The following is a 23435-nucleotide window of genomic DNA, read 5'->3' as shown; positions in this document are numbered from 1 at the left end:
AGAGCGCCTTTCAAAACCTGCCTTGAAGCTTGTTCAGACAGACCAAGGAACAGCCCAACAGCGTAAAGGCATAATGGATATCGACTCGCCGCTCATAGCGCGTGGTAAGTCGCCTCATCCGGCTCAGCCACGCAAAGGTTCGTTCGACAACCCAGCGATGGCAGCCGAGTCGCTGACTATCCTCGACACCTCGACGAGCAATACGGGGCTGAATGCCCCGTCGCTGACAGGCTCGGCGGCAACGGCGATGATCGTACGCCTTGTCCGCATGGAGTTTGYCGGGACGCCGGCGAGGCCGTCCCGGTCGCCCCGACGAAATCGGTGGAACGCTATCGAGCAGAGCCGTTAATGGCACACTATCGTTCATGTTGGCTCCCGAGAGCAGGACAGCCAACGGGACTCCCTGACGATCAGTCAGGAGGTGCCGCTTGGTGCCCGGTCTTCCTCGGTCTGTCGGGTTGGGGCCGATCGCTGAGCCCCCTTTTTTGCCGGTAAGGAGGCACTGTCCATACAGGCTCGCTCCCAATCCAGTTGATCCGCGTGCTGCAAGTGTTCCAGCAGCGTCTGATGCAAGCGTTCCCAGACACCCGCTTCCTGCCAGTCGCGCAGGCGCCGCCAACAGGTCACGCCGGAACCGCAGCCCATCTCTTGAGGCAACATCTCCCAAGGGATACCCGAGCGCAGGACGAACAGGATGCCTGTCAGGGCTGCACGATTGGAAACGGGAGGTCGGCCGCCACGCGGCTTGGGCTGAGGCGGAGGCAGTAGCGGCTCGACGATAGACCAGAGTTCATCGGATACGATCTTCTTAGCCATGCCCAAAATCTAGGAATGGCTAGAGCCGCTTTCAAGGTTTTGAAAGGCGCACTTACCGGTTTGGTCACCAGCAAGGAAAGGCCATGCGGGTCGGGGGGACAATCTGTATTGATGATTTACGGACTTATAGCTCTGACGCTGACATCGGCTCCGAGGGGCTTGTCGACAAGCTTCCCGGGCCGCGGGGACCACACCCCAACCGCGTCAGCGAAGAGATCGAAACGGCCATTCTCGAGCACAGCCTGGCCTTCCCCACTCACGGTCCGGTTCGCGTCGCTCAAGAACTGGCGCTACGTGGTATTCAGGTCAGCTCTACGGGAGTCCGAGGCGTCTGGGGACGCCATGACTTGCTGACCCGTCATGAGCGCCTCCCGCGGCTCGAGAAGGCCACACGCGAGCAGAAGATCGAGCTGACCGAAGATCAGGTTCGCCACTTGGAACGCTTCAGCCCTGAGTTCCGCGAACGCCATATCGAGGTCCACCATACCGGTGAACTGGTGGCCGTCGACACCTTCTTCGTCGGCACGCTCAAGGGGGTCGGCAAGGTCTACCTGCAGTCCGTGATCGACTGCTTCAGCCGCTACGCCTGGGGGCGCCTCTACACCAGCAAACTGCCCATCACGGCAGTACATGTGCTCAACAACGACGTGCTGCCTTTCTTCGAGGCCCACAACGCCAAAGTCAGCACGGTGCTCAGCGACAACGGCCGAGAGTTCTGCGGCCGGAAGGATCAGCATCCGTATGAGCTGTTCCTTCAGCTCGAAGAGATCGAGCATCGCACCACCAAGGTTCGGCGACCGCAGAGCAACGGCTTCGTCGAGCGGCTGCACCGTACCCTGCTGGATGAGCACTTCCGCATCCAGGGGCGCACCAAGTGGTACGAGGCCCTGGAAGAGATGCAGCAGGACCTGGACGATTATCTGGTCATCTACAACACGCAACGGCCGCATCAGGGCCGCAACATGAAGGGGGCGACGCCCTATGCCGTCTTCAAGAAGGGACTCCCTAAGGCGACGAAGAAGGAGCCCAGGAAAACGGCAGAAAACACTGCTTAACTATAGGGAGCCCACGGGGACATGTGTCAGGCGAATACCATCACTGTACACTCTATCCTGAATGCCCTCAATGAACCCTACAATTTCATGCTAACTTGCGAAGAGCCACAGATATGCCCGCATGAAAAAACTCAGCCAATCTTCTCCATAAAAGACGCAACCTCTTCGCTATTAATCAACCCCTCTTTTTCTAGAGTTTCAATACTTGACATTATATCCTTTTTCCTACCAGACTCTTGCTTGCCACCATTTTCAAAATACTCCAGCTCATCCTTGTATGGTAAAGCTTGTTCGTATAATTGAAAATAACCTCTACCCACCGCCCCTCTGAACTGCACCAATTTTGGCTTTAATGACCCATTAGCCAAAACATGTACTTTTGTTATCCCTGGGTATGGGTCTATATAAACTATTCTTTCAACACCTAATTGAAATGCTTTTTTTGCGCACAACTCGCATGGACTAGCAGTAGTAAATAATGATCCACCTTGTACGCTCATGCCTCCATATTTTGAAATCTGAAGAAAAGCATTTTCCTCAGCATGCAATGACCTCGTATGGACTTGATTACCTTTTCCGTCAACACTATTCTTAACATCTTTGAAACAGTATGATAAATTCCTACCCTTTAAATCTGCCCCTTCATACCATCCGGACACCTCAATAATCTTTTCCCTAAACTCTTTATTATTCCTTTCATATTCACTATAAACTTCATCATCAAAACTCCGAATCACCCCTTCGACACTTCGCAAAGCGCAAGGCACTTGTCCATGAGGCACATCATTCCAACCTACCGCTTTTATTGACGAATCACTATCAGTGACTACTGCACCTACTTGTCTCGATATACATCCAGAATTAGTCTTTGCTGTATAAGCAATCTGCATAACCCTTTCCATCGAACTAGGAGTAATCAATCCAGGATGCACCATAAGCGCCACATACCACGCTAACTGGGACTTAAGGATATTATTATTATCTCTCTCATTCCGCGGGTTAAAAAGATGTATGTCTGAAATTTCTATGCATTTCTTTACATTTTGAGAAACAAAGTCATCATTTTCTACCGGATACTTCCCAGACTCAATATCGTCAATCTTTTTTATCTGGTCTTTATTAAACTTCCTAATACTGCTCAGATAATCCTCCCGATCTTCATCAGGCGCATTAATAGACACCAAGTAAAAAGCAGAGTATCTATCTTTAAAAAACCTCGCCTCATATGGGTTCCGTATGGCATCAATTACAATAAACGACTCCTCGTAAACAGCCCTGACGGATTTTATGAATTTATTAATCGCTTTAGGAAGTTCAAAAACCTTATCTGGATCAAAAGGTCTGCACTTGAATTCTGAAGAAACCGCACCAACTTTTCGTATTGAATTTCCAGCAGCTTGATATGTTTCTACATACAGCCCTGCTTGAATTTCATCCAACTCCTGCTTGAAAATTTCTGTAAATTTTTTCACCCCAGCTAGAACTCTAAGAACCTCTGACTTTCTGGTCACCTCATAGCTTTTCTCACACAATATTCTTGGCAACTTCATACGAAGACGCCTCATTGAGGCATCATTATAAACTCCATTTCTTATTCTTTTCTTTACACCCGATATACGTAAATCATCGTGCGTAGATGACTCGACAATAAATTTCGACAGGTCCGTCAACGTCAATGTCATCAAGTAAGCAGATATCAAGTCACTGACTTTAATATAGAAAAAAGGCCTCCAGTTTTCCGCAGCATATTTTTTTACTATATCATACCTTCTTGCATCCAGCCCCGCATAAAAAGACTCTCCCTTATACCTCAGGTCAGAAATCTCAGGGAATATAGGATTTTTTTCTCTCAAAATATTCGCTGCAGTTGTACACCCAGACCCAGTTCTTCCCGTCAACCCTATCAACAGAAACTTACTTCTTTCTAAAAAAAGATTGGCCAACGCATTGCTATTTTTCATACCTCACCTTTAAAAAGAGATTTTATAAATTTTTTTCCTCATACGCTTCTATCGGCCACGGCCTCAACGGCTTAATCAAATTTAGCCTTAGCTTGTAACGTTGTGCAACAAAAAAGCCTGCCAGTAATGGCAGGCTTTCGTATGAGACCGGCGATACGGCCGAGCTAGGCGTCTATCAACACCCCTCCCCAGCGTTCACTCCCACTCAATCGTCGCGGGCGGCTTGCTGCTGACGTCGTACGTCACCCGCGATACGCCGCTGATCTCGTTGATGATGCGATTGGAGACCTTTTCCAGCAGCTCATACGGCAGGTGCGCCCAGCGGGCGGTCATGAAGTCGATGGTCTCGACGGCACGCAGGGCGATGACCCATTCGTAGCGGCGGCCATCGCCGACCACGCCGACCGATTTCACCGGCAGGAACACGGCGAAGGCCTGGCTGGTCTTGTGGTACCAGTCGGCGTTGTGCAGCTCCTCGATGAAGATGGCGTCCGCCTCGCGGAGGATGTCGGCGTACTCCTTCTTCACCTCGCCGAGGATGCGCACGCCGAGGCCCGGCCCCGGGAAGGGGTGGCGGTAGACCATGTCGTAGGGCAGGCCGAGTTCCAGGCCGAGCTTGCGCACTTCGTCCTTGAACAGCTCGCGCAGCGGCTCGACCAGCTTGAGCTTCATGGTCTCGGGCAGGCCGCCGACGTTATGGTGCGACTTGATGACATGCGCCTTGCCGGTCTTGCTGGCGGCGGATTCGATCACGTCCGGGTAGATGGTGCCCTGGGCGAGAAAGTCCACGCCGTCGATCTTGGCCGCCTCGCGGTCGAACACGTCGATGAAGGTGTTGCCGATGATCTTGCGCTTGGCCTCGGGGTCGTTTTCGCCTTCGAGCTTGCCGAGGAATTCGTCCTCGGCGTCGACGCGGATCACCCGTACGCCCATGTGGCTGGCGAAGGTCTCCATCACCTGGTCGCCTTCGTTCTTGCGCAGCAGGCCGTTGTCGACGAACACGCAGGTCAGCTGGTCGCCGATCGCCTTGTGCAGCAGCGCCGCGACCACCGAGGAGTCCACGCCGCCGGAAAGGCCCAGCAGCACGTGGCGGTCGCCGACCTGCTCGCGCACGCGCTCGGAGAGGTCCTCGATGATCTGCGCCGGGGTCCACAGCCGCTCGGCCTGGCAGATCTCCAGCACGAAGCGCTCGAGGATGCGCTGGCCCTGCAGGGTGTGGGTCACCTCAGGGTGGAACTGCACCCCAAAAAAGCGCTTCTCGGGCCAGGTCATGGCGGCGATCGGGCAGCTCGGCGTGGAAGCGGTGACACTGAACGCCTCGGGCGCCCGGGCGACCTTGTCGCCGTGACTCATCCACACGTCGAGCAGCGCGCTGCCGTCATGGTCGACGTGATCCTTGATGCCGCCGAGCAGGTCGTCGTCGCCCGCCACCTTGATCTGCGCGTAGCCGAACTCGCGCTTGTTGGAGCCTTCGGTGGCGCCGCCCAGCTGTTCGGCCATGGTCTGCATGCCGTAGCAGATGCCTAGCACCGGCAGGCCCAGTTCGAACACGCACTCGGGGGCGCGCGGCGAGCCCAGCTCGGAGACCGACTCCGGCCCGCCGGAGAGGATGATGCCGTTGGGATTGTACTCGCGGATCTCGGCTTCGGTGATGTCGAAGGCGCGAACCTCGGAGTAGACGCCGATCTCGCGCACGCGACGGGCGATCAACTGGGTGTACTGGGAGCCGAAGTCGAGGATCAGGATCTTGTGGGCGTGAATGTCTTGCATGAAATGGGCACCGCCGTTGTGGACTCAAACGTCGAGGCCTGGATCATTGCCTCGAAAATCGAGAGGGAAGAATGAAGAAGTAAGAGGCGGTATACCCCGCCTCTCTTTTCTTCCCTCTTATCTCTTCTATCTTCCTTCTTAATCTGGTATCAGCCAGCTCTGTAATTAGGAGCCTCTTTGGTAATCTGCACGTCATGCACGTGCGATTCGGCAAAGCCGGCGCCGGTGATCTGCACGAACTGCGGCTTGGTGCGCATCTCCTCGACGTCGTGGCAGCCGGTGTAGCCCATCGAGGCGCGTAGCCCGCCCATCAACTGGTGGACGATGGCGCTCATCAGGCCCTTGTAGGGCACGCGGCCTTCGATGCCTTCCGGCACCAGCTTCTCGGCGCCTTCGGACTTGTCCTGGAAGTAGCGGTCGGCACTGCCCTGGCTCTGGGACATGGCGCCCATCGAGCCCATGCCGCGGTAGGCCTTGTAGGTGCGGCCCTGGTAGAGCTCGACCTCGCCCGGGGCTTCCTCGGTGCCGGCCAGCAGGCCGCCGATCATCACCGTGCTGGCACCGGCGGCGATCGCCTTGGCCAGGTCGCCGGAGAAGCGGATGCCGCCGTCGGCGATCAGCGGGATGTCGTAGGGCTTGAGCGCCTCGGCGACGTTGGAGACGGCGGTGATCTGCGGCACGCCGACCCCGGCGACGATGCGGGTGGTGCAGATCGAGCCGGGACCGATGCCCACCTTGACGGCGTCCGCGCCGGCCTCGGCCAGATCCCGGGCGGCTTCGGCGGTGGCGATGTTGCCGCCGATCACCTGCACCGCGGGGAAGTGCTCCTTCACCCAGCGCACCCGCTCGATCACGCCACGGGAGTGGCCATGGGCGGTATCCACCACCACGACATCGACGCCGGCCTCGGCCAGTGCGGCGATGCGCTCGGCGGTCTCCGGGCCGGTGCCCACGGCGGCGCCGACCAGCAGGCGGCCGTCGGCGTCCTTGGCGGCGTGGGGGTAGGTGCGCGCCTTCTCGATGTCGCGCACGGTGACCAGGCCGCGCAGGCGGAAGGCGTCATCGACGATCAGGATCTTCTCGATGCGGTTTTCCTGCAGCTTGGCCTTGATGGCGTCGAGCGGCGTGCCCTCGGTCACGGTGACCAGCTTCTCGCGCGGGGTCATGATCGCCGCGACGTCGTCGCTGTGGTCGGGCTGGAAGCGCATGTCGCGCCCGGTGACGATGCCCACCAGGGTCTCCCCTTCCACCACCGGGAAGCCGGAGTAGCCGTATTCGTCGGCCATCGCCAGCAGGTCCTTGAGCTTGGCCTCGGGGCTCACCGTGACCGGATCCTTGACGATCACGCTCTCGTGCTTCTTGACCTTGCGCACCTCGGCGGCCTGGGCGGTGATGGTCATGTTCTTGTGGATGATGCCGATCCCGCCCTCCTGGGCCATGGCGATCGCCAGGCGCGCTTCGGTGACGGTGTCCATGGCGGAGGAGACGAGCGGGATGTTGAGCTGAAGGTGGCGGGTCAGGCGGGACTTGAGGCTGACGTCCTTGGGCAGGACATCCGAGTAGCCGGGAACGAGTAATACGTCGTCGAACGTAAGAGCTTCTTGCGCCATACGTAGCATATCGGAATCACCCAATGAGCAGATTGTGGGGAGGAGGGAGAAGTTAATCGACCATTATAACGTCGCCCGTTTTTCCACTCAATGCGACTGTGGAACGACCGGGGCAAGCCGCGTACGGCCGCCCCGGTCGGCCTCAGCCCTGCCGGTCGGGGGTGGGATTGCCCAGCAGCCCCTGCTCGCGGGCCATGGCCCGGGCCGCCTGGGGGCCGGTCCACAGCGAAGGCAGCAACACCAGCGACACCGGGATGGCGGTGATCACGATGAACTGCTGCAAAACGCCGATCTGCCCGGCGCCCATGTACAGCAGAGTGGCCGCCATCAGCGCCATGACGATGCCCCAGAAGGCACGCACCAGCGGGCTGGGGTCGTCGTGACCGCTGCCGACCACCGAAATGGCGTAGCTCATCGAGTCGCCGGTGGTGGCGACGAAGATGGTGGTCAGCAGGAGGATGGCCAGCGCCATGAAGGTGCCGCCCGGCAGGGCCTGGGCCACGCTCAGGGTTGCCACGTCGAACTGGAAGTTGTTGAGCGCCTCGGTGAGATCGATCGCGCCGGTCAACTGATAGTAGATGCCCGAGCCGCCCATCAGGGTGAACCAGACCGTGGTGGCGATGGGCGCCATCACCGCGACGCTGAGGATCATCTGGCGGATGGTGCGGCCGCGCGAGATGCGCGCCACGAAGATCGCCATCAATGGGCCATAACCAATGAACCAGGCGAAGAAGAACACCGTCCACCACTTCATCCACCAGGCGGGCGCGGTCTCAGCGGTCATGGTCGCCATGCGGAAGAACGAGGAAAGGTATTCGCCGAAGCCCTGGGTGAAGGCGTTGGTCAAAAACAGGGTCGGGCCGAAGATGAAGATAGCCGCGGCGATCGCCAGCGCCAGGAACACGTTGAAGCGGCTTAGCATCTGGATGCCGCGGCCGATGCCGGTCATCGCCGAGGTCACGTAGACGGCGCCCAGCGCCGCCAGGATGACCAGTTGCGTGCCATAGCCCTGCGAGAAGCCGAACAGCTCATGCAGGCCGAAGCTGACCTGGGTGGCCAGGAAGCCGATCGGCCCGACAGTGCCGGCCAGCACGGCGATCACGCACAGCGCATCGACGACTCCGCCGAGCCAACCTTGCATCAGGCGCTCGCCGAGCACCGGAATCAGCAAGGTGCGCGGCTGCAGCGGCTGCCCCTTGTCGTAGTGGGCATGCGCCAGCACCACGGCGGTCAGCGAGCCGAGAATCGCCCAGGCGAGAAACCCCCAATGCATGAACGACTGGGCCAGCGCACCGGGCACGGCCTCGGCGGTGCCCGCCTCGGTGGAGAACGCTGGCGGCGTGACGACGAAGTGATACACCGGCTCGCCGGCGGCAAAGAACACGCCGCCCCCGGCCAGTAGGGTACACATGATGATCGACAGCCACTTGAAGGTGCTCATTTCCGGCGTATCGAGGTTGCCGATGCGAGCATTGGCCGCCGGGGTGATGGCCAACCCCATGCCGATGAAGAACGTCAGCAACAACAGGAGCTGGAAATACGAGCCCAGCGTTCGCGCGGTCCAGGCGAAACCGGCCCCGATGCCGTCGGCCACCATGTCGATATCGTAGAGCGACAGGGCCACGAACAGCAGCACGAAACCGACGCTCAGGCCGAGTACTACGGGGTCGCCCAGTCGCGAGGTCGTGGTTCTGGAGGGAGAAGAAATGGCGGTACTGTCGTCTGTCATGAAGGCGCCTGTGGCGGTTGGCTTGAGGCACGGTACGCATCCGCGCCCGTGCCGAGGGCGGCAGATGCTGCCACAAACCAATGGCCGATGGCGACCGCCCACGATTATCGGGCCAATTCATCGCGGACACGTTCGCTCCCACGGGTTCCTCGCCGGTAGCTGGCCCTTGAGGAAGCCTGGCCTTGCGGGAGCCTGCCTTTGCGAGAGGCTTATTTGAAGAAAGGCATTCCCGATGGCGGTGGCGCGGCGGCCGCCCGGTGGTTGTGGGAGGGAATTTATTCCCGATGGCGGAGGGTACGGCCGCTCGGTGCCCCATTCATCGCGGACACGTTCGCTCCCACGGGCTCCTTGCCTAGCTGGCCTGGGGCGCTGGCACTACCACCAGGCCGGATAGCTCGACAAGAAAATGCTCCGGTCAGGATTTCTGCTCGAGCATCTTCTCGCGCTCGAGACGTGCCTGCTCTTCAGGATACGTGGGAAAGTCCACGTAGCCGCGGGCATCGCCGCCGTAGAAGGTATTCGGATCGAAATCCGCCAGCGGCCAGCCGTTTTTCATGCGCTCCACCAGATCCGGATTCGAGGTGAACAGGCGACCGAACACCGGCAGGTCGATGGTGCCCTCGTCGACCAGCGTCTGCGCCTCTGCCTGGTCCAGATTGCCGGCGAGCAGCAGCGTGCCGTCGTAGACGTCGCGGAACTGGCGCAGATAGTCGCGCGGCATGGGCGGCATGCCCTGGCCGCCCTGGTCGTGCAGATGCACGTAGGCAAGGCCGCGCTTGTTGAATTCACGCGCCAGGTGAAGGTAGGTCTCGCCGTTGTCGTCGTACTCCGGCATGTCGAACAGGGTGCCATGCGGCGAGAGACGCACCCCGACACGGCGGGCGCCGATCATCTTGCTGACCTCGTCGACCACTTCCAGCAGCAGTCGGCAGCGGTTTTCCCGCGAGCCGCCGTACTCGTCGTCGCGGTCGTTGACGCCGGGATTCAGGAACTGCTCGAAGAGATAGCCGTTGGCGCCATGGATCTCGACGCCGTCGAAGCCCACCTCGCGGGCGTTGACCGCCGCCTGCGCGAAATCGCCAACGATATCCTTGACTTCCCGGGTTTCGAGTCGGCGAGGCTGGCTGGCTTTGAGCATGTCCGGCTTGCCGTCCTCCTTATAGCCAAAGGCCATGCCGCCGGGCTTGTCGCTGGGCCCCACCGGCGAGGCACCGGCAACCTGCACGGTAGTGTGCGAGACGCGCCCGACGTGCCAGATCTGGGCGAAGAAGACGCCGCCGCGCTCATGCACCGCACGGGTCGCCTTGGCCCAGCCGGCGAGCTGATCGGGGCCGAAGATACCCGGGTTGTAGAGATACCCCTGCCCCTGACGCGAGATCGGCGTGCCTTCGGAGATGATCAGCCCGGCACTGGCGCGCTGGCGATAGTAGAGCGCCCCCAGTTCCGTGGGGATGTCCTCCGGGGCGCGGGAGCGGGTCATGGGCGCCATGACGATGCGGTTGTTCAGGCGGGTGCCGGCGAGATCGAACGGTTCGAATAACGAAGCCACGTAGCAAACTCCTTGTAGCGAGGACATCAGGTCGACAATGCAAGCGAGCCTCCGGGGCTCGCTGAAGTGGGGCAAGTCTAGATAATGATTAGCGTGTTAACAATATACATGGTCGACTGCCGCGATGAAGGAAAACTATGGTTCGCCGTTTTACCGTGCGTCATCTTCACACCGGTGATGGCACTTGGGCTCCGCTGAGGCCGCCCTATCAGGCAACCCGATGCCTACAACCTGACCCAGTGGTCCCTTCATCGCGAACCCGTTCGCTCCCACGCGGCCTGCCGGCACCGGGTCTGGCGGGAGGGCGTTCACTCCCGGCGGTCTGGTATTCGGCCTCGGCCATGAACTGCCTTGCGCTATGCTCAAGCAACGACACTGCTCGAGCGGCCATTGCCCATGGCACCGATGACCCTTCTCAGAGACCAGCGCTTACGCGTCTTCCACGCCGTGGCCACGCACAGCGGCTTCTCGAGGGCGGCGGGGCATCTCGGCCTGACCCAGCAGGCCGTTTCCTTGCAGATCCGTTCGCTGGAACGCGAGGTGGGCACGCGACTCTTCACCCGCGGGCATCGCACCACGTCGCTCACCCCGGCCGGGCGGACGCTGTTCGCCCACGCCGAGCGAATCCTGGCCCTGTACGCACAAGCCAACGAGTCGCTCACCGCCATCGCGCGTAGCGCCCAGCCGACGTTGCGCATCGCGGCCACCCATTCCATCGCCAAGTACCGCCTGCCTCGGCTCATGAGCCGGTTTCACGAACGCGACGCTACCCGCATCCTGCTGGAGGTGGGCAACAGTCGCCATGTCGTCGAGCGGCTTCACGACGGGCGAGTCGATGTCGCTATCTCCAGTGCCGGCGCCCCGGATCCCGGGCGCCTGGAGACCACGCCCTGCTTTCGAGATCCGCTGGTCTTCGTCGTCGCGCCCGATCATCCCTGGGCCGACCAAGCCGTCGTCACCCTGCAGGATCTGCAAGCGGCGCCCCTGATCGCGCGGGAGGAAGGCTCGAGCACGCGCGCCCTTCTGCAGCGCCGGCTGCATACCCTGGGTCTGTCGATGGAGCAAATGAACATCACCCTGACTGCCGGTAACCCGGAGGCGGCCAAGGCGGCGGCACAGGCCGGGCTCGGCGTGGCCATCCTCTCCTCGCTGTGCGCCCGCGATGCCCTGGCGAGCGGGCGGTTGATCGCCAAGCGCATCGCCTCGCTAAGCCTGACCCGGGACTTCTACCTGGCGAGCCACAAGGCCGCGTCGCCACCGCCCGCCGTGGGCCATTTCATCACCGTGGCCAGGCAGGCGCTCGCCTAGAGGTCCCGTGTTCTGGCCCGCCGGCCACCGACAAGCCGTCCTTGTCACGCCACGAGTCTTTCTCGTTGGACCGGCGCCGAGGAGCGGCGCATCCTGCCGGCTGACCGCCCCGAATGCGCTTCAGCGACTGGATGACCGCCCGTGGAACCCGCAGCCTCTACCGCCCTGAGCCATCTCGATGCCGGTCACGGCCTGATCGTCGCCGCCATGGCCTTCGTGGCGGCGGTGATCGGGGGCATCGGCGGCTATGGCACCGGGCTCCTGTTGCCCCCGGTGCTCATCCCGCTGATCGGCGCCGAGGCGGTGGTCCCGGTGATCGCCCTCTCGGCACTGCTCACCAACACCAGCCGGGTATTCGCCTTCCGCGCTCATCTCGACCGGCACAAGGCGGCTCGCATCGTGGCGTTGGCACTGCCCGGCTGTCTGCTCGGCGCCTATGGCTATACCCGGCTTTCCGGTCCCGGCATCAGCCTCGTCCTTGGCCTGATGCTGGTCCTGATCGTGGCGCTGCGACCGTGGCTGATGCGTCGCCGGGGCCGGGTGGGCAGGCGGGGCATGTCCCTGGGCGCGGCGGGTTACGGGCTGCTGACGGGGGGCACCTCGGGGTCCGGTGTCGTGTTGATCGCGCTGCTGATGGCGTGCGGCTCGTCCGGCGCCGGCGTTGTCGCCACCGACGCCGGCATCTCCCTGGCGCTGGGCCTCGCCAAGGTTGGCGTGTTCCAGGCCACGGGCGCCCTGCCACCGGCGCTCTGGGGCCTGGCAGGGATCATCGGCATCTGTGCCATTCCGGGCACGCTGCTGGCCAGGCGCCTGGCACGACGCCTTTCCACGCAAGCCCACGCCCGGCTCCTGGACGCCGTGGTACTCCTGGGCGGCCTGATGCTGGTCGTGGACGGGCTCCGGGGCGTGGCTTGACGCGCCATTGCCGATTGGCGGGCTAGATGGCCGATTGATTCATCGCGAACAAGTTCGCTCCCACGGCTTCTGTCGTCGCCCTGGCCCTACCAGCGGTAGCTCATCTTGGCCACGACTTCGCGGCCCTGGTTGTAGTAATTCGCCGTACCGGAGTTGACCACGTGCTGCTCGTCGAACAGGTTGCTGACGTGAACGGTCAGGTCGGTGTCCTTGACGACCCGATAGCCGAAGGCGGCATCGAATAGCGTGGCCGACTCGCTCTTGGCCGTGTTGGCGGCATCGAAGTAATAAGACCCCACATAGCGGGCGCCGAGGCCGACGCTCATCCCGGCGTCCGGCAGGGTGTAATGGCCCCACAGCGACGCCGTGTGTTTCGGTGCGGTGGTGAACTCGTTGCCTTCGATCGAGGTGCCGTCGCGAAGTGTGCCCCGCTCCACCTCCGAGGCCATGTAGGAGTAGCCGCCGGTCAGGTTGACGTTGTCGGTCAACTCGACCTTGGCTTCCAGATCGAGGCCCCGCACCCGGGATTCGCCGAGGGTTTCCTGTTGGATGGCACCATTGTCCTGCACCACGGCGATGGTGACGTCTTCCTTGGTCAGGTCATAGATTGCCGCCGAGAACAGCGCGTCCATGCCGAGAGGCGCGTATTTCACGCCGATCTCGTGTTGCTCGCCGCGTTCGGGCTTGACCCCGATGGAAGGCGGCGCGACCGATTCCACGTAGCTGAGATAGGTGGAGACCTCGTCATTGATCTTGTAGGTCAGCGCACCGCGTACCGAGGTCTCGGAGATGTCATCGGAAGCGCTGACGCCGCTCATGTCGGTGCTGGAGAGATCCATCGCGTCATTGCGCACCCCCAGCGTGACGATGTAGCGGTCGTCGAAGGACAGATTCTGGGTCAGGAAGACCGAGCGGGTCGTGTAGTCCTGGTCGTTGCGGCTGTACACGTCCAGGCTCGCCGGCGCCCCGCTGTACTCGGGATCGGCGATGTCGATCGGCTGCGCCAGCCCGTAGAAGGAGCTGTCGTCGGTCGCGGCATCGCGATATTCGACACCCGCCAGGGTGCTGCTGTCGATGGCCTCGAAGCTGGCGTCGTATTGCAGGATGGCGTTGCCGATCAACTCCCGGGCCGACGAGTCGCCACCGAAATAATAGCGCGACAGTTCGGTGCCCTGTCGTCCGGCGTAGTCGTAGAGATAGACGTAGCCCGAGTCGTCGCTCAGATCGCTGTAGCGCAGGTTGCCGCGCAGGGTCAGCCCGTTGTCGAAGTCATGGGTGAGCATGCCGGTCACGCTGGTACGCTCGACGTCGTGATCGTTGAAGCCGGGCTCGCCGAAGAAAGCGTCACGGTCGTATTCCCCGTCGAGCGGGTAGCCACCGCTGTTGGGCGTGTTGTCGCGTTTCAGATAATCCAGGATCAGGGTGGCCGAGGTGGCATCCGTCGGTTCCCAGGTCAGTCCGCCCATCAGGAAGCGGTCGTCGTCATTCGAGTGAGCGTACTCGCGGTCGCTGTCCTTGAACTTGCCGGTGAAACGATAGGCCAGTGTCTTGTCGGCATCCAGGGTGTCGCCGACGTCGATACCGACCTCCTTGTGGTTGAACGAGCCATAGCCCACGTAGCCTTCGCCGAAGCGCTCGAACCTGGGCCGCTTGCTCACGAAGTTGACCGAGCCGCCGGGATCCGCCGGACCGAACAAGGTGGAATTGGCGCCGCGCAGCACCTCGACACGCTCGTAGGCATAGGGCTCCTCGCGCACGCCGCGCATCGTGCCGAGCGTCATTCCGTCACGGTAGGTCGTGGCATCGTAGCCGCGAATCTGGAAGTAGTCGTTACGGTCGTCGGTGCCCCAGTAGCCGGTGACGACCCCCGGCGTGTATTGCAGGACTTCCTCGGTGGTGGTGGCGTCGCGCTGTTCGATCTCCTTTTGCGTGATCACCGACACCGAGGCGGGCGTGTCCTGAATGCTGGTCGCGACCTTGCCGCCCATCCACAGCTCCCGGGCCACCGTGGTGTTCGCGTTGTCGTCGGCGAGTGCCCGGGCGTTGACGATGATCGGCGCGAGCCGATAGTCCTTGGCTTCGTCACCGTTGCCCTCGTCGGCTTCCTGGGCATTGCCGCTCCCCGGGAAAGCTATCAGCGGTGTGCAGCAAAGCAGCGCGGCAGTGGCCCCCTGCCATCGCGCGCGGCTCACGGGCGACTTTTTCTGACTCTCGATCATGCTCGATCCCCTTGATGATGTGGCGGTACGCGAAGGCCGCCTTATGGTTTTTGGTCAAGCGAGCGTCAGATTCTGTAAGGGGGATATCGAACAGTCAATACGAATAAAACTGATAATATTTTTCATTCCTATAGAGTCATCCGCGTCGTTCCGGAGACGTCGATGATGGTAGGCTGCCCCGATCGCCACGAGGATGTCCGCCATGCCCGACGCCACCGATGCCGCCCTTTCCGTCAGCGAACTCAACCGCCGCGCCCGGCAGATGCTGGAGCGCGGGTTCGGCGAATGCTGGGTGGAGGGGGAGATCTCGAGCCTGGCGCGGCCGGCCTCGGGGCACGTCTACTTCACACTCAAGGACGACCGCGCCCAGGTGAAATGCGCGCTGTTCCGCAACCGCGCCCGCTTCACCCCGGCGCTGAACAACGGCGACCAGGTGCGCCTGCGCGGCAAGGTCTCGCTGTTCGAGCCGCGCGGCGACTACCAGTTGATCGTCGAGGCGGTGCAGCCCGCCGGCCAGGGGGCGTTGCTAGCCGCCTTCGAGCGCCTCAAGCGCCAGCTCGCCGGCGAGGGGGTATTCGCCAACCAGCGCCCGCTGCCCTACCCGCCGCGCCATCTGGCGGTGATCAGCTCGCCCACCGGTGCGGCGATCCGCGACGTGCTGGCGGTGCTCGCCGCGCGCTGGCCGGCGCTGCCGGTGACGCTGCTGCCGGTGGCGGTGCAGGGTCGCGAGGCGGCGCCGGCGATCATTCGCGCGATCGCCATCGCCAACCGCCTCGCCGAGTCGCCCGGCTCAGGCTTCGACGCCATCCTGGTGACCCGCGGCGGCGGCAGCCTGGAGGATCTGTGGGCGTTCAACGACGAGCATCTGGCGCGGGCGATCTTCCATTCGCGGCTGCCGGTGATGGCCGCGGTGGGCCACGAGGTGGACGTCACCCTGGCCGACTTCGCCGCCGACGTGCGCGCGCCGACGCCCTCGGCCGCCGCCGAGCAACTGGTGCCCGACCAGCGCGATCGGCGCCGGCGCCTGAGCGAGCTCCGCCAGCGCCTGGCCAACGCCCAGCAGGGCCGGCTCGAGGCCGAGGCCCAGCGTCTCGATCACCTGCGTGCCCGGCTGCGCCACCCCGGCGAGCGACTCGCCCAGCAGCGCCAGCGTCTCGGCCAGTTGGAGGGCCGCCTGCACCGCGCCCTGGAGCAGCGCCTGACCGGCGAGCGCCGCCACCTCGACCACCTGCGCAGCCGACTGGCGGGGGCCGATCCCGACCGGCACCTCGCGCAGGCACGACGCCGGCTCGATGCCCTCGACGAGCGGCTGCACGCCGCCATGCCGCGCCAGATCGAACAGCGCCGGGCAAACCTGGCGGCGCTGGTGCGCGAACTGCAGGCGGTCAGCCCGCTGGCGGTGCTGGGGCGCGGCTACGCGATCCTCGAGAACGCCGACGGCACGGTGATCAAGCGCGCCGGCGACACCCGCCCGGGCGAGACGCTCAAGGCACGGCTTGGCGAAGGCCGGCTCAGTGTCGAGGTCAAGCGCCGATACAAGCGTTAGGTGTTTGTACGAAAAGTCGGCGAAAAAGCGGACCGGGCTGGCGCACCAGCCGATTGTTAACGCCGTATCGCCGAACCAGGCAGTTTTCGTATAAAGCCAAGCTCCCTCACCTACCCCTGCCGGTTAGCTTGTCCTTGCGGGCGCGACTTCATTCGCGATGGCGGCGGGCACTCTACCTCCCCGGCCATGCCGGGCGCCTGCGGCGCCAATCGGGAACACGTTCCCTCCCGCCGGAATCCCCATGCGTCAGTGGGCCATCCAGGCGGGGTCTGGTGGGAAGGGATTCATGCGCCATGGCGGGGCCCTGACGTTTCACGCTGAGCCGCGAAGAACCTCGACACACCGCCCGCCGGGCTGCTGCCGGCGGGCGGTCGTCATGGCTGTGGCGGGGGCCGCGCTCAGCGCCGCGAGCGGGCCGACTCGTCGCGCTTGATGCGTTTCAGCCAACGCTGCTTGGCGTACTTGCGCAGGTTCTGCACGTTGTCGGTCTCGTCGACGATGTCCTGACCCAGGATCGTCTCGATGACGTCTTCCAGGGTGATCAGGCCGACCCAGGTGCCGTGGTCGTCGTAGACGACCCGCATGTGGTTGTGGTCCTTGAGCATCGAGGTGAAGACTTGCTCGACGTTGTCGGCCTCCTGGAGGACCTCGACGGGGTGCATCAGCGCCTTCATGGTCTGTGCATCGTCGGCGTGATAGGTATCCGCCTTGTGGACATAGCCCAGGGCCTGCTCGTCAGCGTCCATGACCGGGAAGCGGGTGAACTGGGTCTTGCCGTAGCGCTGGTCGAACTCCCCCACCGTCAGCATCGGCGCCACCGTCTCGCACACGGTGCGCGGGGTCATCACGCTTTTCACGCTGATCTCGTGCAGATTGAGAATATTGACGATGGTTCGGGTCTCGTCGCTGTCCAGCGCCTTCTCCTCCAGGCCAATGCGAGCCAGCGCCTTGATCTCGCCGCGCATGTCGACATCGTGCTCGGACTTGCCGATACGGTTGGTAATCAGCTCGGAAAGCCACAGGAACGGCGCCAGGACCACGATCATGACACGCAGCAGCGGTGGCAGCAGCGGAGCCAGGCCACGCCAATAGGTAGCCCCGATGGTCTTGGGAATGATTTCCGAAAGCACCAGTATCAGCAGCGTCATCAGGGCGGAAGCCACGGCGATATAGGTCTCGCCGAACAACACCGACACCTGGGCACCGACACCGGTGGCCCCCACCGTATGGGCGATGGTATTGAGCGTCAGGATCGCCGCCAAAGGCCGGTCGATGTTGGCCTTCAGCCGGGACAGGGAATCATGCAGCTTGGGGCGCTGCTCTTTCAGTTGAGCGATGTAGCTCGGGGTCAAAGACAACAACGCCGCTTCGAGCACCGAGCAGAGGAAAGAAAAGCCAATGGAGAGTAGAGCGAAAGCCGCCAGCAGGACCATGATGACTCACGATAGGGACTGATGCGTCCCCATATAAATAAGCCTCTTGCAACTGTCAACCCGCGACGGTATCGCGGTATTTCCCTGACGCCCCCGGGGTGCGCAGAGACTGGCACCGAGCCTCCGCGTGTCCCGAAAACGGCCTGTCGAGTCATCTTGTCGGCGTCGGCCCCAACCAGGCCCCGCTGGCGGTGCCGGGGCGCGGCAGGGCGAGGGCCGGCACACCGGCTCTCTCAGGCCTGGTTGAGCGTCTCGGCGTCGGCGCCGGGCTTGAAGGTGCCGGGCTCCAGCGAGTGGCGCCCGAGCAGCTTGTAGAAGTCGGTGCGGTTGCGCCCGGCGATGCGTGCCGCCTGGGTGACGTTGCCCTCGGTGATCTTGAGGACCTTGATCAGGTAGCTGCGCTCGAAGCCGGCGCGCGCCTCGTTGAACGACGGCAGCGCGTTTTCCTCGGCGGCCAGCGCCTGGGCGACCAGCGCCTCGGGGATGATCGGCGCGCTGGTCAGTGCCACGCACTGCTCGACCACGTTGACCAGTTGGCGCACGTTGCCCGGCCAGGCGCTGGAGGCCAGCAGGTTCAAGGCCTCGGAAGAGAAGCCTTTGACGAACGGCTTGTGACGCTCGGCGGCCTGGGTGACCAGGTGCTTGGCGAGCAGCGGCACGTCCTCGGCGCGCTCCTTGAGCGGCGGCAGGCGCAGGTTGACGACGTTGAGGCGGTAGTAGAGATCCTCGCGGAAGTCGCCCTCGGCCATCGCCCGGTCCAGGTCGCGGTGGGTCGCCGAGATGATGCGCACGTCGATGGGCACCGAGGTGGTCGAGCCCAGTGGACGGATCTGGCGCTCCTGCAGGGCGCGCAGCAGCTTGACCTGCAGCGGCAGCGGCATGTCGCCGATCTCGTCGAGGAACAGCGTGCCGCCGTCGGCCGACTGGAACAGCCCCTCGTGCTGACTGACCGCGCCGGTGAAGGCGCCCTTGGCGTGACCGAACAGCTCGCTTTCCAGCAGCTGCTCGGGCAGCGCCCCGCAGTTGATGGCGACGAACGGCTTGCCGGCCCGGGAGCTGGCCTGGTGGATGGCGTTGGCGAGCAGCTCCTTGCCCGAACCGCTGGGCCCGGTGACCAGCACGCTGACGTCGGAGCCGGCGACCATGCGCGCCTGCTCGAGTACCGTCTCCATCTGCGGGCTGCGGGTGATGATCGCCGAACGCCAGGCGTCGTCGCCCTCGGCGGCCGGCCCGGGGGTCTGGGTCAGGGCGTCGTCGATCGCCGCGAACAGTTCGTCGCGGTCGACCGGCTTGGTGAGGAAACTGAACACCCCCTGGCGGGTGGCGCTGACCGCATCGGGAATCGAGCCATGGGCGGTGAGGATGATCACCGGCAGCCCGGGCATGCGCTTCTGGAGCTGCTGGAAGAGCGCCATGCCGTCCATTTCGTCCATTCGCAGGTCGGAGAGCACCAGGTCGGGACGCGCCTTTTCCAGGCAATCCAGCGCCTGCCTGCCGCTCTCCGCGGTGGTGACCCGATAGCCACGGCTTTCCAGCCGCATCCCCAGCAGCTTCAGTAGGCTGGCGTCGTCATCGACCAGCAGGACATGGGCAGCGTGCTTCACGTCATCACTCCTAGACAGTCTCGGCGCCAGCCGGGGGCCTGCGTCAGGCCTTGACGCGGCCCGCGACGTTCACTGCTGGCGCGAATTGATACTTTCTTCGATCGCGGTGAGGGCATCGAGTTTCTTGGCCAGCGAGTCGCGCTCGCGGCTCACCTGACGGCGCGACCTCTCGCTGTCGGCGAGTTCGCCGGCCAGGGCGCGGCGCGCCTCCAGGCCGTTGAGCCACTGCCGCAGCAGCGGCTGCAGGCTGCTGGGGGCCAGGGCCAGGTCGGCCTTGTAGAGTTCGGAGGCGTCCTTCCAGTGGTCGCGGCCGGCCCAGGAGAGCACCACCGCCCGCGCCAGCCGCTGGCGGGGCGCCAGGCCGTCGGCCTCCTCGAGAATACGCTGACGCCATTCGCTGTCGCCACGCTGGGCGGCCAGGCCGAAATCGACCCAGGCGGCGAGCATGCAGGCATTTTCCTCGAGCGTCGGGATTTCCGTCAGGCACTGGTCCTGCTCGGCGATATCTTGTTCGGCGTGCCGAGGGACCCATTGGCAGCCGGAGGCAACGAGGGCGATGGCCAGCAGGCTGGCCCCCAGAGCGAGATGCTTCATCGCGTCAGTTCCTTGCATCGTCGGCAGCGGCAATCATGGGCCGCTGCTGTTTATCGTGGTCGCCCCCCGTGTCGGCATTCCAGGGCAAAATCAGGCGAAAGCAGACGTCGAGGGGGTCGGCATCGGCCAGTGTCAGCCGGCCGTGCTGGGCGCGGGCGCAGTCCTGGGCGACCGACAGGCCGATGCCCGACCCCTTGAGCGCGCCCTTGCGACGCGCCCGCCCCTGGTAGAAGGCGTCGAACAGGCGCGCACGGTCCTCGTCGGCGATCGGCTCGCCGCTGTTGGCCACGTCGATCACCAGCGTCCGGCCGTCGCGGAAGGCGCGCAGTTCCAGCTCGCCGCCGTCCTCGCCGTAGGCGATGGCGTTGGAGACCAGGTTATCGAGGATGCGCTGGGTACGCTCGCGATCGGCACACCAGTCGAGCGGCTCCTGGAAGGCACTCACCCGCATGCCCTTCTTCTCGAGGGCCAGCTGGTGCTTGGCGAGCACCTCCTTGATCACCGTGGACACGTCGAAGCGCTCGATCTGGGTGCCCTGGTTGTGCTGCAGCAGGTTGTAGTCGAGCAGTTGCTCGATCAGCTTCTGGAGTTCCTCGCCGCTGGCATCGATCAGTTCGACGATCTCGCGCTGGCGCGGGTTGAGCTCGCCGGCGACGCCGTCGCCGAGCAGCCCGGTGCCCTCGCGCACGCTGGCCAGCGGGGTCTTGAGCTCGTGGGACATGTGGCGCAGGAACTGCTGCTTCTGCGCCTCGAGCTCGTTGAGGCGATTGGACAGCCAGTCGAGGCGATCGCCCAGGCGTACCAGCTCGGCGGGCCCCTGGATGAGCGAGGCCTTGGGCGGCTCGAAGCCGCTGCCCAGGCTGAGAATGCGCCGCTCGAGCTGACGGATCGGGCGGATGATCAGCCAGGTGAACAGCAGCATCAACGCCAGGCTCGCCGAGACCAGCGCCGCGGTCTGCAGCCACAATCGGCGCTGGACCTCGCCGGCCTGGTCACTGATCGCGTCGATGCGCGCGTCGATCTGGCGGTTGGTTGCCTCGCGGACGGCATCGGTGCGCGCCGAGAAGCTGGCGAATTCGTCGAGATGCGCCTGCAGCTCCTCCGGGGTGAGGCTGGGCAGCAGGGCCAGCGCCTGGATCTGGTCGCCGAGCGCGGCGATATTGGGGTTGTCGGGGAGCAGACGCCGCTGGGCGGCAAGCAGGCGGGCGAACTCCTGGGCCTTGTCGGCATAGATCTCCATCAGGCCGGGCTGCTCGACCACCGCATACTGGCGGGCACTGCGCTCCATTTCCACGGCGAGATTGGACAGCGTGCGGGCACGGCGGGTCTGGTCGACCGCTTCGCGCGCACTGACGTTGGCCAGTTGCGAAAGCTCCGACAAGGCCTGGCCGGCCTGAAACATCAGGACGGCGATGGGCAGCATCACGACCACGAAGGCCAGCAGAACCAGCTGCAGGAGGGACCGGGGGCGCCAGCGGCGCGACACCTGGGAGGTCATGGAAACCGTTCTATGCAGAAAGAGGGCCAGATTCATTCGTTCTCTCCGCACAGCATAACAGAGTTACCGCCCCGATCAGCCGACGACGTTCCCGAGGCGCAAAAAAAGAGGGCCGGCATGGCCGGCCCAAGGTACGCAGGGAACTGAAGGGTCAAGTGAGTACTCACAAGAGTCTGCCTGGCCAGACATCCGCGAGGACTCGGAGTTGGACTCCCGAAGAGTCCCGAAACCGTGAAATCATCCGTGTGTCTGCCAGGGACATGATCTCACTGTGGCGGCGAACCGCCTGGCTTCGTCCGATCGATGCGTCGCCGGGGCGGCGCATCCCAATTGGGTCCCCCTTGAGGGGGAGTGGCATCCTTGCCGGGGCATCCTTGCCCTCTAGGTACCAATCCTTGCTGATCAGCGGTACCGTCTCATCGCAACCTAAGTCACACATCGCGTGGAGCAGACGCTGCTGGGCGGTCACGGGATCTACACAGGGTCGTGGGAAGATCGCCTTGCACCCAGCCGGGAAGTGATACGAGCCGTTTGAACCGCTTCCCGTTGCTCGCCCTATACATTGCGAAGGGCGTGCCACTTTTTACTATTTTTCTTTTATTTCAAATAGTTGTGTAAAACCATCGCGTGCCAGTTCGGCCAGGTGAGCGGAAAAACGGGATTTCTGGCGGCTTGCCCGACAAAAAGCGTCGCCATTTTGCAACGCCAAATCGGCGAAACCGCCAAAAGTCAATAAAATCAGGTATTTACTGTGTCGCATTTTGGAAACACCCGGCCTGGTTTGTTGGGAAAAACGCGACACACGGACCTCGCCGAAGCGGATTGGACGGGTCGAAAACGGCGTTAGTTTAACGCCTTGAGCAGGACCTTAGACTGGCGGGCGTGATTGTAGGTCTCACGCTTGAGCGGCGGCAGCGCCTCGAGATCGGCCAGCCGGAAGCCATGCTCGAAGAACCAGTGCGCGGTATGCGTGGTGAGCGCGAACAGCGCCCTGACCCCCGTGCGCTTGGCGCGACGCTCGACCTCGGCGAGCAGCAGCGCGCCGCGGGCGCCCCCGCGATAGTCGTCGTGGACCGCGACGCAGGCCAGCTCGGCCATGGCGGCGTCGGTGAACGGGTGCAGTGCCGCACAACCGATGATCATGCCGTCGCGCTCGATGACCAGATAGTCGTCGATCTGATGCTCGAGGCGTTCGCGGGAGCGCGCCACCAGCATGCCCCGCTCTTCCAGGGGGCGCAGCAGCTCGAGCAGCCCGGCCACGTCGCCGAGTTCCGCCGGGCGCAGCTGCTCGTAGCGGTGCTGGGTGATCATGGTGCCCACGCCGTCGCGGGTGAACAGCTCGCCGAGCAGGGCATCGTGATCGTGCCACGACAGCAGGTGGGTGCGCGCCACGCCGTGCCGCGCCGCCTCGCAGGCCGCCGCCAGATGGCGGGCCAGCTCGCTGCCCGGGGTGGCGGCACGCTGCAGCGGCGAGGCCTGGTCGGGGGTCAGTTGACGCTGCAACTGGCCGCTCTCGTCGTGCAGCCCATCGGCCTCGCCGAGCAGGATCAGCTTGTCGGCCTTGAGCGCCACGGCGGTCTGCTGGGCGACTTCGGCGGCATCGAGATCGAACACCTCGCCGGTACTCGAGAAGCCCAGCGGCGGCAGGATCACCAGGGTGCCCCGGTCGAGCAGCGAGCCGATGGCCGTGGCGCGTACCCGGCGCACCTCGCCGGTATGGTCGAAATCGATGCCCTGGCGCACGCCGAGCGGCTTGGCCATGACCAGATTGCCGGACACGGCGGTGAGTTCGACACCGTGCAGCGGGGTGTTGGGCAGGCCCAGCGAC

At 63.3% G+C, this 23435-nt stretch carries 16 protein-coding genes and 1 pseudogene; 4 read left to right on the top strand and 13 right to left on the bottom strand.

Annotation, left to right across the window (positions count from 1 at the left end; genetic code table 11):
• Window positions 1-10 precede the first annotated feature (10 nt).
• A protein-coding gene (locus D0901_RS00310) for an IS5 family transposase (protein WP_425256160.1) occupies window positions 11-816 on the bottom strand; the annotation gives its coding sequence in 2 pieces (ribosomal slippage) (window positions 11-468 and window positions 468-816; 807 coding nt in all).
• 146 nt (window positions 817-962) lie between these two features.
• On the opposite strand from D0901_RS00310, the pseudogene D0901_RS00305 reads away from it, so the two are divergent.
• Window positions 963-1871: pseudogene (locus D0901_RS00305) on the top strand (integrase core domain-containing protein); the annotation flags it as partial.
• 131 nt (window positions 1872-2002) lie between these two features.
• Here D0901_RS00305 and D0901_RS00300 read toward each other — a convergent pair.
• From D0901_RS00300 to D0901_RS00280, 5 genes are all read right to left on the bottom strand, one after another.
• Complete coding sequence (locus tag D0901_RS00300) at window positions 2003-3832, bottom strand: anti-phage dCTP deaminase (protein WP_129138297.1); 1830 nt, start codon at window positions 3830-3832, stop codon at window positions 2003-2005.
• 195 nt (window positions 3833-4027) lie between these two features.
• Window positions 4028-5602: a glutamine-hydrolyzing GMP synthase gene (gene guaA / locus D0901_RS00295; protein ID WP_129138296.1), complete on the bottom strand. Its 1575-nt coding sequence runs from the start codon at window positions 5600-5602 to the stop codon at window positions 4028-4030.
• 149 nt (window positions 5603-5751) lie between these two features.
• Window positions 5752-7221, bottom strand: coding sequence for an IMP dehydrogenase (gene guaB / locus D0901_RS00290; RefSeq protein WP_129138295.1), 1470 nt, complete (start codon window positions 7219-7221; stop codon window positions 5752-5754).
• A 133-nt stretch (window positions 7222-7354) separates the two neighbouring features.
• Window positions 7355-8941 (bottom strand): BCCT family transporter, encoded by a 1587-nt coding sequence (locus tag D0901_RS00285; RefSeq protein WP_129138294.1) that lies wholly within the window; start codon window positions 8939-8941, stop codon window positions 7355-7357.
• A 415-nt stretch (window positions 8942-9356) separates the two neighbouring features.
• Window positions 9357-10490, bottom strand: coding sequence for an alkene reductase (locus D0901_RS00280; RefSeq protein WP_129138293.1), 1134 nt, complete (start codon window positions 10488-10490; stop codon window positions 9357-9359).
• Window positions 10491-10895: 405 nt separating this feature from the next.
• Here D0901_RS00280 and D0901_RS00275 point away from each other — a divergent pair, with 405 nt between their 5' ends.
• On the top strand, window positions 10896-11798 hold the full coding sequence (locus D0901_RS00275; RefSeq protein WP_162500791.1) for a LysR family transcriptional regulator: 903 nt from the start codon (window positions 10896-10898) through the stop codon (window positions 11796-11798).
• Between the two features lie 141 nt (window positions 11799-11939).
• Window positions 11940-12713, top strand: a complete 774-nt coding sequence (locus tag D0901_RS00270) for a TSUP family transporter (protein ID WP_203234769.1) — start codon at window positions 11940-11942, stop codon at window positions 12711-12713.
• A gap of 86 nt (window positions 12714-12799) precedes the next feature.
• Here the strand turns inward: D0901_RS00270 and D0901_RS00265 are convergent, their stop codons facing one another.
• A complete protein-coding gene (locus D0901_RS00265) occupies window positions 12800-14905 on the bottom strand; it encodes a TonB-dependent siderophore receptor (RefSeq protein WP_233440310.1) in 2106 nt (701 codons plus the stop codon).
• A 229-nt stretch (window positions 14906-15134) separates the two neighbouring features.
• Here D0901_RS00265 and xseA point away from each other — a divergent pair, with 229 nt between their 5' ends.
• A complete protein-coding gene (xseA, locus tag D0901_RS00260; protein WP_129138290.1) occupies window positions 15135-16478 on the top strand; it encodes an exodeoxyribonuclease VII large subunit in 1344 nt (447 codons plus the stop codon).
• Between the two features lie 398 nt (window positions 16479-16876).
• Here the strand turns inward: xseA and D0901_RS00255 are convergent, their stop codons facing one another.
• From D0901_RS00255 to argA, 6 genes are all read right to left on the bottom strand, one after another.
• The gene (locus D0901_RS00255; protein ID WP_129138289.1) at window positions 16877-17911 is read right to left on the bottom strand and encodes a CNNM domain-containing protein; all 1035 of its coding nucleotides are present in this window, start codon (window positions 17909-17911) and stop codon (window positions 16877-16879) included.
• A gap of 233 nt (window positions 17912-18144) precedes the next feature.
• Entirely contained in the window at window positions 18145-19515 is a 1371-nt protein-coding gene (gene glrR, locus D0901_RS00250; protein ID WP_129138288.1) for a two-component system response regulator GlrR, read from the bottom strand.
• 69 nt (window positions 19516-19584) lie between these two features.
• Window positions 19585-20109 (bottom strand): hypothetical protein, encoded by a 525-nt coding sequence (locus D0901_RS00245; protein ID WP_129138287.1) that lies wholly within the window; start codon window positions 20107-20109, stop codon window positions 19585-19587.
• Window positions 20110-20113: 4 nt separating this feature from the next.
• Window positions 20114-21607 (bottom strand): sensor histidine kinase, encoded by a 1494-nt coding sequence (locus tag D0901_RS00240; RefSeq protein ID WP_129138286.1) that lies wholly within the window; start codon window positions 21605-21607, stop codon window positions 20114-20116.
• A 586-nt stretch (window positions 21608-22193) separates the two neighbouring features.
• Window positions 22194-22409, bottom strand: coding sequence for a hypothetical protein (locus D0901_RS00235; protein WP_129138285.1), 216 nt, complete (start codon window positions 22407-22409; stop codon window positions 22194-22196).
• A 41-nt stretch (window positions 22410-22450) separates the two neighbouring features.
• A partial coding sequence (gene argA, locus D0901_RS00230) for an amino-acid N-acetyltransferase (RefSeq protein ID WP_129138284.1) occupies window positions 22451-23435 on the bottom strand: 985 nt, incomplete at its 5' end.

The sequence above is a fragment of the Modicisalibacter coralii genome (assembly GCF_004117855.1).
Lineage (GTDB): Bacteria > Pseudomonadota > Gammaproteobacteria > Pseudomonadales > Halomonadaceae > Modicisalibacter > Modicisalibacter coralii.
The sequence above is the reverse complement of the archived record's forward strand: the minus strand, read 5'-3'. Positions and strand labels throughout refer to the sequence as shown.

Bases quoted from the DNA above. Each gene is read 5' to 3' on its own strand.
- D0901_RS00245 (WP_129138287.1), bottom strand. From the start codon at position 20,109: ATGAAGCATCTCGCTCTGGGGGCCAGCCTGCTGGCCATCGCCCTCGTT.
- guaA (WP_129138296.1), bottom strand. From the start codon at position 5,602: ATGCAAGACATTCACGCCCACAAGATCCTGATCCTCGACTTCGGCTCC.
- xseA (WP_129138290.1), top strand. From the start codon at position 15,135: ATGCCCGACGCCACCGATGCCGCCCTTTCCGTCAGCGAACTCAACCGC.
- D0901_RS00275 (WP_162500791.1), top strand. From the start codon at position 10,896: ATGACCCTTCTCAGAGACCAGCGCTTACGCGTCTTCCACGCCGTGGCC.
- D0901_RS00240 (WP_129138286.1), bottom strand. From the start codon at position 21,607: ATGACCTCCCAGGTGTCGCGCCGCTGGCGCCCCCGGTCCCTCCTGCAG.
- D0901_RS00285 (WP_129138294.1), bottom strand. From the start codon at position 8,941: ATGACAGACGACAGTACCGCCATTTCTTCTCCCTCCAGAACCACGACC.
- guaB (WP_129138295.1), bottom strand. From the start codon at position 7,221: ATGCTACGTATGGCGCAAGAAGCTCTTACGTTCGACGACGTATTACTC.
- D0901_RS00255 (WP_129138289.1), bottom strand. From the start codon at position 17,911: ATGGTCCTGCTGGCGGCTTTCGCTCTACTCTCCATTGGCTTTTCTTTC.
- D0901_RS00300 (WP_129138297.1), bottom strand. From the start codon at position 3,832: ATGAAAAATAGCAATGCGTTGGCCAATCTTTTTTTAGAAAGAAGTAAG.